Origin of the sequence: Streptomyces sp. NPDC056600, from assembly GCF_042792855.1 — a bacterium.
GTDB lineage: Bacteria > Actinomycetota > Actinomycetes > Streptomycetales > Streptomycetaceae > Streptomyces.
The window spans coordinates 44,055-57,627 of record NZ_JBHTVQ010000050.1 but is presented as its reverse complement, the minus strand read 5'-3'; the positions used below and the strand labels follow the sequence as shown (position 1 = coordinate 57,627).

Annotated in this window: 13 protein-coding genes; 3 read left to right on the top strand and 10 right to left on the bottom strand. The window is 73.7% G+C overall.

From position 1 onward, the window contains the following. Positions 1 to 37 precede the first annotated feature (37 nt). From ACFRAV_RS23320 to ACFRAV_RS23305, 4 genes are all read right to left on the bottom strand, one after another. On the bottom strand, positions 38 to 247 hold the full coding sequence (locus ACFRAV_RS23320) for a CstA-like transporter-associated (seleno)protein (RefSeq protein ID WP_382558200.1): 210 nt from the start codon (positions 245 to 247) through the stop codon (positions 38 to 40). Continuing rightward, positions 247 to 2,379, bottom strand: coding sequence for a carbon starvation CstA family protein (locus tag ACFRAV_RS23315; protein WP_382558199.1), 2,133 nt, complete (start codon positions 2,377 to 2,379; stop codon positions 247 to 249). Before ACFRAV_RS23315 ends, ACFRAV_RS23320 begins: the two co-directional genes overlap by 1 nt. A 174-nt stretch (positions 2,380 to 2,553) precedes the next feature. Further along, a complete protein-coding gene (locus tag ACFRAV_RS23310) occupies positions 2,554 to 3,447 on the bottom strand; it encodes an endonuclease/exonuclease/phosphatase family protein (RefSeq protein ID WP_382558198.1) in 894 nt (297 codons plus the stop codon). A gap of 117 nt (positions 3,448 to 3,564) precedes the next feature. Next, positions 3,565 to 3,876, bottom strand: coding sequence for a hypothetical protein (locus ACFRAV_RS23305; protein ID WP_382558197.1), 312 nt, complete (start codon positions 3,874 to 3,876; stop codon positions 3,565 to 3,567). A 121-nt stretch (positions 3,877 to 3,997) separates the two neighbouring features. Here ACFRAV_RS23305 and ACFRAV_RS23300 point away from each other — a divergent pair, with 121 nt between their 5' ends. Beyond that, positions 3,998 to 4,702, top strand: coding sequence for a TNT domain-containing protein (locus tag ACFRAV_RS23300; protein WP_382558196.1), 705 nt, complete (start codon positions 3,998 to 4,000; stop codon positions 4,700 to 4,702). A 39-nt stretch (positions 4,703 to 4,741) separates the two neighbouring features. Then, on the top strand, positions 4,742 to 5,002 hold the full coding sequence (locus ACFRAV_RS23295; RefSeq protein ID WP_382558195.1) for a hypothetical protein: 261 nt from the start codon (positions 4,742 to 4,744) through the stop codon (positions 5,000 to 5,002). A gap of 68 nt (positions 5,003 to 5,070) precedes the next feature. On the opposite strand, the gene ACFRAV_RS23290 is transcribed toward ACFRAV_RS23295, so the two are convergent. After that, complete coding sequence (locus ACFRAV_RS23290) at positions 5,071 to 6,117, bottom strand: questin oxidase family protein (RefSeq protein ID WP_382558194.1); 1,047 nt, start codon at positions 6,115 to 6,117, stop codon at positions 5,071 to 5,073. A gap of 161 nt (positions 6,118 to 6,278) precedes the next feature. Between ACFRAV_RS23290 and ACFRAV_RS23285 the strand changes: the two genes are divergently transcribed. Then, positions 6,279 to 7,583: an alpha/beta fold hydrolase gene (locus tag ACFRAV_RS23285; protein ID WP_382558193.1), complete on the top strand. Its 1,305-nt coding sequence runs from the start codon at positions 6,279 to 6,281 to the stop codon at positions 7,581 to 7,583. Positions 7,584 to 7,670: 87 nt separating this feature from the next. Here ACFRAV_RS23285 and ACFRAV_RS23280 read toward each other — a convergent pair whose 3' ends face one another. The 5 genes from ACFRAV_RS23280 to ACFRAV_RS23260 form a co-directional block, all read right to left on the bottom strand. After that, positions 7,671 to 9,155 carry a cytochrome P450 gene (locus ACFRAV_RS23280; protein ID WP_382558192.1) on the bottom strand — a complete coding sequence of 495 codons (1,485 nt, stop codon included), beginning with the start codon at positions 9,153 to 9,155 and terminating at the stop codon, positions 7,671 to 7,673. Positions 9,156 to 9,279: 124 nt separating this feature from the next. After that, positions 9,280 to 10,407, bottom strand: a complete 1,128-nt coding sequence (locus ACFRAV_RS23275) for a hypothetical protein (protein ID WP_382558191.1) — start codon at positions 10,405 to 10,407, stop codon at positions 9,280 to 9,282. A gap of 54 nt (positions 10,408 to 10,461) precedes the next feature. Continuing rightward, a complete protein-coding gene (locus tag ACFRAV_RS23270; RefSeq protein WP_382558190.1) occupies positions 10,462 to 11,709 on the bottom strand; it encodes an aromatic acid exporter family protein in 1,248 nt (415 codons plus the stop codon). Between the two features lie 167 nt (positions 11,710 to 11,876). Further along, positions 11,877 to 12,332 carry a hypothetical protein gene (locus tag ACFRAV_RS23265; RefSeq protein ID WP_382558189.1) on the bottom strand — a complete coding sequence of 152 codons (456 nt, stop codon included), beginning with the start codon at positions 12,330 to 12,332 and terminating at the stop codon, positions 11,877 to 11,879. A 201-nt stretch (positions 12,333 to 12,533) separates the two neighbouring features. Next, entirely contained in the window at positions 12,534 to 13,559 is a 1,026-nt protein-coding gene (locus ACFRAV_RS23260) for an NAD-dependent epimerase/dehydratase family protein (RefSeq protein ID WP_382558188.1), read from the bottom strand. Positions 13,560 to 13,573 lie beyond the last annotated feature (14 nt).

Genomic DNA, 13,573 nt, shown 5'->3' with positions numbered 1-13,573 from the left:
GGGGTGCGGCGGGCCTCTTCCCTGCGGGAGAAATCGGTCAGCAGCAGCCGCCGCCCTCGCGGGGGTCGGCGTCGCGCCGGTCGACCCGCCGGTTCTCGAACTCCCGGCGGGTCAGCACCCGCACGTGGGGGTCGTGGGAGCGGGCGTGGGCCACGTACCGGTCGTACGCGTGCTCGCCGTTCAGCTCGCGCACGTACCACCAGGCGCGGGCGCCGGCCTCCCTCAGGCGGGTCAGGGCGGGGGGCATCACTTGGCTCCGGCGCCGACCAGTTCCTTCTCGTCGGCCTGCGGCTTGCGCAGCGAGAAGGAAGGAACCTCCATCTCGGACCTGACGTACGGGTCCTCCTGGAGCGGGATCCTGCCCTTCCCGCGCAGGTGGGCGACCGAGACGCACAGGCAGGAGAAGAAGACCACCAGCGTCAGACCGGCGAAGACGGCCATCAGGGTGCCGGTCACCGTGGAGTTGGTGATCACCGTCTCCATCTGCGCGAGGCTCTTCGCCGGGGCGAGCACCTCACCGGCCTGAAGGGCGTCCGCGTAGGTGGAGCGCTGGGCCCAGAAGCCGATCTTGGGGTTGTCGGAGAACAGCTTCTGGTAGCTCGCGGTCATGGTCACGGCCAGCGCCCAGGCGAGCGGCAGGGCCGTGATCCATGCCCACTTCGCGCGGCCGGACTTGATCAGCAGTGTGGTGGAGATGGTCAGCGCGATGGAGGCCAGCAGCTGGTTGGCGATGCCGAACAGCGGGTAGAGCTGGTTGATCCCGCCGAGCGGGTCGCTGACGCCGACCCACAGGAAGTAGCCCCAGCAGAGCACCACGAGCGCGGAGCAGAGCCAGATGGCCGGCTTCCAGTCCTTGTCGCGGAAGCGCGGGACGACGTTGCCGATGGTGTCCTGCAGCATGAAACGGCCCACCCGGGTCGCGGCGTCCACCGCGGTCAGGATGAAGAGCGCCTCGAACATGAGGGCGAAGTGGTACCAGAAGGACATCATCCCGGTGGAGCCGAACGCCTTGGCGAGCACCATCGACATGCCCACGGCCAGCGTCGGGGCGCCGCCGGTGCGGGCGATCAGGCTCTCCTCGCCGACCTGGTCGGCCGCGTGCTGCAGCGCCTCGGGGGAGATGGTGAAGCCGAAGCCCGCCACCGCCTGGGAGGCCGACTGCACGGTGTCGCCCAGCACGCCGGCCGGGGCGTTCATCGCGTAGTACAGGCCCGGGTCCAGGACGCAGGCGCAGACCAGCGCCATGATCGCGACGAAGGACTCCATCAGCATCGAGCCGTAGCCGATGCCCGCGATCTGGCTCTCCTTCTGGATCATCTTCGGCGTGGTGCCGGCCGAGATCAGGGAGTGGAACCCGGACAGGGCGCCGCAGGCGATGGTGATGAAGGCGAACGGGAACAGCGAGCCGGCGAAGACCGGACCGGTGCCGCTGCTCGCGAACTCGGAGACGGCCGGGACGTTGACGTCCGGGTTGGCGACCAGCACGCCCACGGCGAGCAGCACGATCGTGCCGATCTTCATGAACGTGGAGAGGTAGTCACGCGGGGCGAGCAGCATCCAGACCGGCAGCACGGCGGCCACGAAGCCGTAGACCACCAGGCAGATCACCAGGGTCTTCGGGCTCAGGACGAAGGCGTCCGCGAAGGAGGACTCGGAGACCCAGCGGCCGCCCATGATGGCCGCGAGCAGCAGCACGACGCCGATCAGGCTCACCTCGGTGACCCGGCCCGGACGCAGGAAGCGCAGGTAGCCGCCCATGAAGAGGGCGATCGGGATGGTCATGCCGATGGAGAAGGTGCCCCACGCGGAGTGGGCCAACGCCTGCACGACCACCAGGGCCAGCACGGCCAGGATGATGATCATGATCGCGAAGACGGCGATCAGCGCGGCGATGCCGCCGATCCGTCCGATCTCGTCCCGGGCCATCTGGCCGAGCGACTTGCCGTTGCGGCGGGTCGAGAAGAAGAGCACGACCATGTCCTGGACCGCGCCCGCGAAGATCACGCCGACGATGATCCAGATGGTGCCGGGCAGGTAGCCCATCTGCGCCGCGAGGACCGGGCCGACCAGCGGGCCGGCGCCCGCGATCGCCGCGAAGTGGTGGCCGAAGAGCACCCGCTTGTCGGTGGGGTGGTAGTCCACGCCGTCGTTGTGCCGCTCCGCCGGGGTGGCGCGCGTGTCGTCCACACGGAGAACCCGGCGGGCGATGAAGCGGGCGTAGAACCGCTGGGCGATGAGGTAGGAACCGACCGCCGCGGCGACGATCCAAATGGCCGAAATCTTCTCACCGCGAGCGAGGGCGATGGCTACCCAACCGGCGGCGCCGATGGCTGCCACCAGCAGCCATACGGCGATGCTGCGGGGACTGGTGCGGGACACGTCGACGTGCCTTTCGTTCAGTGGGTTCCTGGCGCTTCACTGATGCTAACGGGGGTAACACGCGTCTCATCAGGGATGTTGCATATGTCACTTATCTGATCGGAACAAAGAAGGGTGACCGGTCGCGTAAGCGATATCCGGCCACCCTTGGGTGGGTCGAGGTCGAGCCGGTGGTCAGCGCCCTCGGCGGAGGGCCAGGTCCGCGACCACCGGCCGGTGGTCCGAGGCCAGGGTCTCGGGCACCGTGACGTCCTTGACCACGACCGCGCCCGGGGACACCGTGACGTAGTCGATACGGGTCCTCGGGTTGAGTGCCGGGTAGGTCGGCACGTCCGCCCCGGCCTCGGTCGAGGCGTCGGTCAGGCGCTCCCAGAGGGGCGCCAGCTCGGGGGCGGCGTGGACGGCATTGAAGTCGCCGGTGAGGATCTGGCGCGGACAACGGCCGTGCGCGTCGCAGTCCTCGTCGAGGATCCGCAGCGTGTCGGCGACCTGGGCGGAGCGCACCGAGGGGTCCGCCCGGTAGTCGAGGTGCGTGGTGTAGACGTGCACCGGGACGCCCCTGACCCGGATCCGCACCTCGGGGAAGCCGGGTGCGGGCGCGGGCACCGGGTTCGCCTCCTGGGTGGAGAGCCGGGTGATGTCGTGGTTCTCGGCCGCCAGGATCGGATGCCGGGAGAGCACCGCCACCCCGTACTCGCGGCGCGGGGCGTCCGCGGAGAGCGGGTCCAGGCTGTATATCGGGGCGAAGTACACCTCCATGCCCAGTCTCGTGCCCAGCTCGGCCGCCAGGTCGCGCCACCCGCTCCTGGCGCCCCAGTGGACGTCCACCTCCTGCAGGCCGATCACGTCCGCGTCCAGGGAGCGCAGCTCCTCGACCTGCCGGTCGAGGTCGAAGACGTTGTCCGTCCCCGCCCCCGCGTGGATGTTGTACGAGACCACCCGCAGCGGCACGGTCGCCGCCCCGGCCGGCGGATCCGCGTACGCGCCCGCCGGAGCGGCGCCCGGGAACACGAGCGCGCCCAGCAGTCCCGCGGTGAGTAGAAGTTGTGCCGTACGACGACGCCGCATCACGCAGCCCCCTCAAGTCCGTTGGGGATCTTGGCACTTGCGCGCAGTACGGTACCGGCGCTGAGCACCGGGCGGAACGCCGCCGCGCCCGGGGGAGCGGAGCGGGCGCCGTGCCGCCTACCGCGCCGGAGGCAAGGGCTCCGTGGGCCCGTCGTCCAGCCGCAGCACCAGGCGGCAGGCGTCCTCGGCCTCCACGGCCACCCGGCGGCCCCAGTGGGCGCTCAGCCGCTCCGCGACCCTCACCAGCCGTATACGGTCCTCCCGGGTGTGGGCGGGGAAGCGGACCAGCCCGTGGTCCGCGATCGCGTTGCCCAGATCGTGGAAGAGCACCGCCTGGAAGCGGCGTTCCTCCTCCGCGCTCAGCGGCGACGGACCGTCCGCCGCCGACGGCCCCGGCACGACCCGCACGTTGTAGAGGTCTCGCGGCATCGTGCACCGGTCCGTTCGTCGGGTGGTCCTGGAGGAGGATCCGACGAGACTACCGGGGCGGTTCACCCCGGCGGGTGACCCCTGTGGTGTCGCCCCGACGCGGCGGCCGCATGCCGTGACGATGGTGACCGTGCGTCAAGACGAACCGACCAAGCGACCGCGCGCGGCACTGTCCGCGCTGGCCCTCGCCCTGGCCGCCACCGCGGTCACCGCGCCCACCGCGACGGCGGACACGGCCTCCGCCGCCAGGCCCGACCCCTGCACCGGAGAGTTCCGGGGCGACGCCCGGCTCGGCCCCGCGAACCTTCCCGACCCCGCCGAACCGCCCGTCGGCCCCCTCCTGCGCGGCTACCACCGCACCGGCGGCCTCTCCGCCCGCGACTTCCTCGCCGCCTACTGGAAGGAGGACGGCCCGAGCGGCTCCGGCGGCTGGAAGTACCCGCCCAACGACGGGTTCGCCGAGGTGAACGGCGAGGTGGACAAGCAGGTCGAGACCCTCGAACCCGGCGCGGAGCTCGACCGGTTCGGGTCGGAGTACGGCTCCTACCTGGCTCCGGCGGGCGACCCGTACGCCAAGCGTGCGCTGCCCCCGCAGAACCTGAACACCCGGGACACGGCCTACCCCTGCGACTACCACCGCTACACCGTCACCCGGAGGTTCGACGTCTGGCAGGGCCGCGCCATGCCGTGGTTCGAGCAGCCGGGCGGAGGACAGCAGATCAAGCTCGACCCCGCGCTGCTCATGCCCGGCCCCGACGAGCGGCTGAACGTCGGATGGCTGCTCGACCACGGCTATCTCGCGCCCGCACGGGACACCGGCCGCTAGACCGGCCCGGCCACCCCGCCCGGCACTACGCTCGTGGTCATGGACCGCGCCGCACTGCACGCCGCGTTGCACGCCGCGGAAGTGCCGGGCGGGTACTACCGCATCGAGGGCGTGCACGAACCCGCGCCCCCGCCCGTCGACTTCCTCTATCTGCGCCGGGCGCCGGACGAACCGGAAGCCTGGGAGACCGGCGCCTACGAGCGCGGCAGGTGGGAGCCGGTCGCCCGCCACCGGGACGAGAGCGCGGCCTGCGTCCACCTGCTGCGCCTGCTCACCAGGGCGGCACCGGGCCGCGGATGAGGCGAGCCCCGCGCCCCGCGGCACGGGCCCGCGCCGTCCCCGAACGCTGATCGGCCCGCCGGCCGCCCTCAGTCGTCCTCCGGGTCGATCAGCCGCAGTGCCTGTTCCACGGAGGCCAAGGACTCGCCCGTCCCGGTCATGGCGACCACGTCCAGCGCCGTGTCCGCCAGCTTGATGACGTGCTCGTCGCCGTGCTCGGCCGCGCGGGCGAAGAGCTCGCCGGCCGTTCCCGACACCTCGGGGACGCGACCCGCGGGCGTCGCGTAGACGGCGGTCACCGCCGCGGACGCGGCCCAGGCGGCCTCCAGGCTCGGCACCCACAGCTCGCATGGCAGAGCGGGAAGGGTGCGCAGCACGGCGTTGGGAGCCGTCGCCGCATGCACCAGCATCACCGGGTCCCCGTGCGCGTGGGCGGCGAACCGGCCGGTCGCCGCCGTCACGAGACCGCGCAGCAGCTCCCGTGCCTCCTCGGGCGAGGCCGGGGCCCGCAGTGCCGCGGTGGCCTCGCTCCAGCCCGCCGTCGCCTCCAGCCGGTCCAGCCGCTCCCGGATGCCGCCGGCCCGGACGTCCACCGTCGGCACCCCGGTCAGCGCCTCGGCCGGACCCGCGACGCCCGACGGTCCGGTCACACCGGCCAGCGGCTGATGGCGGCCCGCCCAGTAGGCCAGGCCGTGCGCCAGCTCCGTGATCCTCGCCGCGTTGTCGCCGTCCTCGAGCAGCGCCCGCACCGCGTGACCCACCCGGATCACGGGGTGGGTGGCGCCCGCCGCGATGCCCGGCAGCAGCCGCGGCCACCAGCGCACCAGTACCGCCCGCCAGCCCTCCTCGGCGACGGCCCGGCCGAAGTACACCGTCCAGTCCCCGAGCCGGCGCGGATCGCCCAGCGCCTCGCGCCACTCCTGCTCCCTCACAGGGTCCGTCGAGCGCGGCATGTCCTCCAGCTTGTTCAGCGCGTAGTGCTCCAGCCAGCGGTGCACGCCGTGCCCGTGGCCGTGCCGCACCAGCGCCTCCACCGCCATCGGCGCGTGGTTGGACAGCCACCCCCGGCGCTCCGGCCCCGCCCGGTGCAGTCTCTCCAGCGCCTCGTCCAGTACTCCGGTGTCCGTGCCGCCCATCGTCGTCAGCTCCCTCGGATCGCCTGATGCCGTCACGCTACGAGAGGGCCGCGGCCCGGAACACCGGCGCGGGACCTAGGCCCCGGGTCCCGGTCGCACTCCGCCCCCGGGACTGTGCTGAACTGGGACGACATGCCCGCCCGACCGCCCCGGGAGACCCCTTGACCCTCCGCTACCGCCAGCCCGGCGTCGTCCTCACCGACCACCGCTTCACCGTCCCGCTCGACCACGCCGACCCGGACGGCGAGACGATCGAGCTGTACGCGCGCGAGGTGGTGGCGAGCGACAAGGCGGACCAGGACCTGCCCTGGCTGGTGTACCTGCAGGGCGGTCCCGGCATGCCCGCCAGCCGCTTCGTCGGCCGCCAGGCCTGGCTGGAGCGGGCCCTGCGGGAGTTCCGGGTCCTCCTCCTCGACCAGCGGGGCACCGGCGCGTCCACGCCCGCCAACCGCCAGACGCTGCCGCTGCGCGGCGGCCCCGCCGAACAGGCCGCGTACCTCGCGCACTTCCGCGCCGACTCGATCGTCCGCGACTGCGAGGCGATCCGGCCGCTGCTCACCGGCGGCGCGCCGTGGACCGTCCTCGGCCAGAGCTTCGGCGGCTTCTGCACCGTCACCTACCTCTCGCTGGCCCCCGAGGGCCTGGCCGCCGCCCTGATCACCGGCGGGCTTCCCTCGACGACCGCGCGCGCCGAGGACGTCTACCGGGCCGCCTACCCGCGCATGGAGCGCAAGGTCGACGCCCACTACACCCGCTACCCGCAGGACGTCGAGCGGGTCCGCCGGATCGCCGAGCACCTGCTGCGCGAGGACGTCGTCCTGCCGAACGGGCACCGGCTCACCGCGGAGTCGTTCCAGTCGCTGGGCATCCTGCTCGGCTCCGGTGACGGCAGCCACCGTCTGCACTTCCTGCTGGAGGACGCGTTCCTCCTGCCCACGACGCGCGGGCTCGAGCTCTCCGACGCCTTCCTCGAGCAGGTGCAGCAGACGCTCTCCTACGCGAGCCACCCGCTGTACGCCCTGCTCCACGAGGCCATCTACGCCCAGGACGCGCAGCCGACCGCCTGGGCCGCCGAACGGGTGCGCACCGAGTTCCCCCGGTTCGACGCCGCCAAGGCGCTCGCCGGCGGCGAGGCGGTGCTGCTCACCGGCGAGACGGTCCACCCGTGGCTGTTCGACTGCGATCCGGCGCTGCGGCCGCTCAAGGAGACGGCGGAGGTCCTCGCCGCCCGCACCGACTGGACCCCGCTCTACGATCCGGCGCGGCTCGCCGCCAACGAGGTCCCGGTGGCGGCCGCCGTCTACCACGACGACCTGTACGTCGACACGGCCCACTCGCTGGAGACGGCCCGGGCCATCCGGGGTCTGCGCACCTACGTCACCGACGAGTTCGAGCACGACGGGGTGCGGGCCGGCGGTCCGCGCGTCCTGGACCGGCTGCTCGCCCTGGTACGCGACGAGGCCTGAGGCGGCGACGCCGCGGCCCCGGCCCGGGACCGCGGCGCACCCGCCCCACCACCCGGCCGTCACGGTCCGCCCCTCACCGCCCGGCGGTCACCGCCCGGCCGTCACCGCCTCCTCGGGCGCCGGCCGGGGCGTCCGGCGCTCCAGGCGCAGGCGCAGGTCCTCCGGCATCAGGGTGAGCCGCTCCGAGACGCTCAGCCGGTAGCCGGGCTCCGGCAGCATCTCGTAGCGGCGCAGCAGCAGCCCGAGCACCAGCGTCGCCTCGTGCAGCGCGAACTGACGGCCGATGCAGGCCCGCGCACCGGTGCCGAACGGCTTGAAGACGTGCGGTGGACGGGCCCGCACCGCCGACGCCTCGAACCGGTCCGGGTCGAACCGCTCCGGCTCGGGACCCCACACCGCGGGGTCCCGGTGCAGCAGCGGAAGCACCACCAGCGCCCAGGCGCCCCGCCGCATCGGATGCGTGCCGCCGAGCACCGTGTCCTCCAGCGCGGCCCGGGCGAAGGCCGGGGCGGTCGGCCACAGCCGCAGCGACTCGTCCAGCACCCGCCGCACGTGCCGCAGTTTCGCCACCTGCTCGTAGCCCGGGGAGGCGACGTCACCCCACACCCGGTCCACCTCCTCGCGCGCCCGCGCCGCGATCTCCGGGTGCTGCGACAGGTAGTGCAGCGCGAACGACAGCGCGCCCGAGGTCGTCTCGTGACCCGCCACCAGGAAGGTGATCACCTGGCGGCGTACGTTGTCCAGCGACAGCCGCTCCCCGGTGTCCGGGTGAGCGGTCTCCAGCATCCGGTCCAGCAGGTCGCCGTCACCGGGCCGCCCGTCGGCGACCCGGGCCCGGACCACCTCGTCCACCGTGTCGTTGAGCAGTGCCATGTCCCGCTCGCCGCCCAGGTCGGCGGCCCGGCCGCCGAACAGGCCGGCCAGCGGGGCGGGCAGGGCCACACGCCGCTGCGCGTAGCTCAGGTAGCCCACCATCGCCTCGACGAAGGGGTGCGGACTCTCCCGTTCGAAGGAGCCGAAGTCGTGGCCGAACCCGGTCCTGGCGATCGTCTCCAGGGTCAGCTTGGTCATGTCGCCGGGCACGTCCACCGCGCGTCCGGCCGCGAGCTCGGCGTCCCAGCGGTCGGTCAGCCGGCCCGCCACGTCCAGCATGGCGCCGTGGTAGCCCGCCATCGCCTCACGGCTGAAACCCGGCGCCAGCACGTCGTGGGCCAGCTGCCAGTTCGGCTCGTGGTTGTGCGCCGTGAACAGCCCGTCCCTGGCGAGGGGACGCAACGCCGCGATGCCCGGGGCGACGTGCTTGGCGAACCGGGACTCGTCCGACAGCTCGCCGGCCAGGTCGGCGCCCCCGACGAGGACGATCTCGAAGGAGAGCACCTTCCTGCGGAAGATCGGCCCCAGGGCCTGTCCGCGGCGCACCGTGTCCTGTACCGGCCGGGTGCGGTCGGTGCCCAGGACGTCCCCCAGCAGCGGCACCCTGCGGGGCGGGTGCGGGACCAGGTCGAGCCGCGGCCAGGCCTCCCGGACGCTCGGCACCGGCGTCGCCGCCCGGACCGGACTGCTGCTCTCCATGGACCCTCCCGATCGAACCGCCGCGTCATCCGGCCGCCCCCGTACCGCCGCGCCGCTTGACCGCCGCGCTGCCGTACCGCGTGAGGGCGGCCCGGTGACCATCGTGCCTTCCGTGGACGGCCCGTCACCAGTCCCCGTCGGCCACCGGCCTTCCCGGCTCGTCGCCGAGCTGGACCACCTGCTGCGGCTTCGGCTCGGCCCACGGGGAGTGGTCGTCGCCGAGCCAGTCGCCGACCGGCTTGACGCCCGCGAGGGTCTCCGAGGGATCGAGGTCCACCGCGCTCTCGTCGTAATGCTCGAACCAGGGCAGCCCCGCCCGGGTGTAGGCGGCGCGGTCGACGGGCGAGGGCGGCGCGGCCTCACCGGTGATGCGGCGCCACTCCGGCGGCGTCACCAGGTGCACGAAGACCCGGCCGGAGGGCTCGGTGGCCCAGTCGGCCGACGGGCGCCGGTCCTGATGCACCTGCTGGCGCATGGAGCCGCCCGCGCCCAGCCCCATCGCGGCGGCCCGGGGCGCGGACCGCTGGGGCGCCGCACCGGCGGGAGCCGGCGGCGGCACCGCCCCCGGCGCCATCCCAGGAGCCATGCCGGGCGCCGGCGGCGGCGCGCCGTACGCCACCGCGCCGGGAGCCAGGGGCATCGGCATCCCGGTGTACGGCGGAGGCGGCGGCACGGGCCCCGGCGGGGGCGTGGCGGGCCATACCGGCGCGTTCAGGCGGTTCCACTCGGCCAGCTTCGCCTCCGTCAGCCCGAAGGCCTGCAGCTGGATGCCGCCCCAGGACTCCTCACCCGTCACCTGGCCCTCGACGGTGGCGCCCATCCCCAGCGGCACGGCGACGAACTGACGGACCGTGCCCCGTCCGGAGTTGATGCCGTCCAGCCAGGGCTGCTCGGGCAGCGGCAGATAGTTCTGCGGGTCCGCCGACAACCGCCGGCTCCACGGCTTCCCGGACACCGCGCACACCTTGCCCACGCCGACCTGCAGGGCCGCCGGACGCGAGGTGCCGCCGAAGTGCAGCCACATCGCCTCCCGCAGGTACACCGGCAGCATCACGCCACCACGCGCCAGCCACTCCGCCGGCGCCGTGTCGGGGAAGTCCTCGACCCGGCGCAGCGGGAAGGACCCCAGCCCCGGCGGCAGCGCGTGGGTGCCCGTCTCCGGCAGCCGCAGGGTCCGGATGAACCGCACCCGCACCCCGCCCGGCAACACCAGGCTGTCCCCGTCGATCCGCGCACCGCCCGCTTCGACCATCGCACGCTCCCTCTTTCCGGGACCCGTCGGCAGGCCCCGCCGTGGAGCACGCTGTCAGGACCGCGCCCGGTTCCGCCGGGGTTTGCGGATCTTCGGCAGCCGCAGCCGGCGGCGCCACTCCTCCAGCCGGCGCTTGCGCTCGCGCTGCATCCGCGTGTTGCGGTCCAGCTCCTCCAGCAGACGGCGGGAGCGGTGGTCGGTGTCCAGCTCGTCGAGGATCCGGGTGATCTCGGTGAGGAACGCCCCCACCAGCTGCCAGTCCTTGGGATCCTCCTGCACCCGCTCCAGCAGGACGTTGGCCAGCCGGTCCCGGGTGGCCGTCGCCTGCGTCAGCTCCGCGGCCAGACGTTCCTCCGCCTCCTCGGCGTTGGTGCTGACGTCGGAGATCACCATGACCCCGAAGCTCACCACCGCGTCCCCGACCTCGGCCAGCAGTTCCTCGACGACCGGACCCGCCTGCGGGTCGAACAGCGGGTCGGGGTCGCGGCGCTTCGCCAGGTCGGTGAAGCTGCGCGCGATGACCCGCAGCACCACCGTGCAGATCTCCAGGGTGTCCAGACCCGTGCGCAGCACGACCCGGTGCAGCAGCCCCTCCCGGACCCTGGGATTCAGCCGCAGGCTGTCCTCCGCCTGGCGCAGCGCCGCGTCGACGCCGGAGATGTGGTGGTCCAGGGCGCGCGCCTCGTGGAGCCGGGCGGTGGCGTTGGGAACCGGCGTGTGCCCGGAGGCCTCCTCGCCCATCCGCAGCATCAGCTGCCGCATCCGCCGGGACAGGTCGGTCAGCGACTCGGCGGCCACGTCCACCCAGACCGGGGGAGCGAAGAGGAAGTTGAAGGAGAGTCCGACGACCGCGCCGATCAGCGTCTCGACGATGCGCGCCCACGCGGTGTCGCCCACCGTGGTGACGCCCAGCACCAGCATCGCGCTGATCGCCACCTCGGGCAGGAAGTCCCCGGTGCGGGCCACCCTGCCGATGACCAGAGACGCCAGGATGATCAGCGCCAGACTCCACCAGGTGAGACCGACCACCCGGGTGAACAGAATGGCGATCAGCACGCCCGCGACCACCGCGTTCACCCGCTCGATGCCCGTGGTGATCGTCGAGTAGAGGGTGACCTGCACGACCAGCAGCGCCGTCAGCGGAGCGGTGAGCGGCACCGCCTCCGGACTCAGACGGAGGGCGATCACGTAGGAGATCGTCGCGGCCGCCGTCGCCCGCAAGGTGTGGACGACGTCCGGATCCCTCTTCCACCCCCGGTACTTCGTGACCAACGCTGCCTTCACACCCTGAACGTCCCGCATGACCTGCGCCTTCCCGCTCCCGGGTACACCCAACACGTCGGTTCCGCCGGGTGGAGCCCATGTGCCGTCCATGGTCCGTGCCGTCCATGGTCGCGGCCCGTGTCGTGGATCGTCTCCACGACACGGGCCGCGCGGGCACCGGTCCGGCCCTCGGGCCGCGGGGCGGGTCAGCCGGCGGGCTCGTCGGGCACCGGGTGCGCCGGGTTGGGGCTGCCGCCCTTCGGCGCGCCCTGCCGGCCGGTGCCCGCCTCGTCGGTGTCGGGCAGCTCCTCCTCGTCCGCGCCGCCGGGCCGGTCGCCCGAGCCGGTGGCCCCGGGACCGGGGGCGGCGTCCCAGCGGTCGCCGCCCTCGTCGGTCGCCTGCTGGTCCTGGAGGTCACGGGGGACGGGCTTGCCGGGGGCCGCGGGCCGCTCGGGGTCCTCCCGGCTCTCCGGCTCCTCGTGCGCCGCTTCGTCGTCCGTGGACGCCGTCGCAGGGTCGCGGTCCGGGGAGGCCGCGGCGCCCGGGCCCGCCTCCGGCGCGCGGCCGCCGTCGCGTTCACGGGACTGTTCCGGGTCGGCCTGCTGGTCCGGCATGTCACGGGGGACCGGCTGGACGCCTCCTGCGGCTGTCACGTCGCTCACGTGCCCACTCCCTTTCTCCTGGCCGTCGAAGCGGTCGGGGCCACCGGTCGGACCGGGGCCTGACCTGCGGGTACCTCCGCCCTGGGCCGGCAAACGCCACGACGGGGCGCCACGGCCAGGCGTCGGCCTTCGGCGTCGGTCCCGACGCCCCGTCAGGCCGGCCCGGCCGTCACCACGCCGACCCGTCACCACGCCGACCCGTCAGCCCACCGACCCTCCGTGCAGCGGCGCCGTGTCCAGGCCCTCACCCTCGCGCAGGCCCCGCAGGAACTCCTCGATCACCGACTCGGCGTCCCGGGAGGGCCGCCACCCCAACACGTCGCGGGCCCGCCCGGTGTCCATCATCGGGACCCGCAGCACCGCGTCGAACAGATGGGGCGAGGCGGGCAGCAGCCGCATCCGCCACGCCGCGGAGACCGCCGCCCGCACCGCGCCCGCCGGCACCCGCACCGGCCTGGCGCCGAACATCCGCCCGAGCACCTGGACGTCCAGCGGCGGTCCCGCCGCCAGGTTGAACGCGCCCCGGGCGTCGGGGGAGAGGGCCGCGATACGGTACGCCTCGGCCGCGTCGTCGGTGTGCAGCGCCTGTACCCGCAGCCCAGGAATGTCCGGCAGCACCGGAAGCAGGCCCGGCCGGGCGATCGCCCCGGGCAGGTACGTGCCGCCGAAGATGCGTCGCTGTTCGCTGGCGGCCTGCTTCTTGAACAGGAACGCCGGCCGCATCCGCACGACGCGTACCTGGGGGTGCTGCCGCTCGAAGGCGTCCAGCGCCCGCTCCAGATAGGCCTTCTCCCGGGTGTAGGCGGCGTCCGGCCAGCCGTGCGTGGGCCAGGACTCGTCCACCTCGCGGTCCTTGGGCCCCGGGGAGTACGCCCCCACCGAGGAGGCGTGCACCAGTGCCGGGACCCCGGCGGCCGCCACCGCCTCGAACACCCGCAGACTGCCCAGCACGTTGGTGCGCCAGGTCACCACCGGGTCGTGCGTGGGCTGGAACGCCCACGCCAGGTGCACCACCGCGTCCGCGCCCCGGAACACCTCCATCAGCGCGGGCCCGGACTTCTCCCGGGCCAGGTCCACCGCCTTCCAGTCGGTCCCCTCCGGCCGCCACCCGGGCAGCCGCCGGGCGACGCCCGTCACGGAGGTCACCGCCGGATCCTCGGCGAGGACCCGCACCACGCTCGTGCCCACGTTGCCGGTGGCCCCGGTCACCACGATCCTGCCGCTCACAGCGTGCTCCTCAC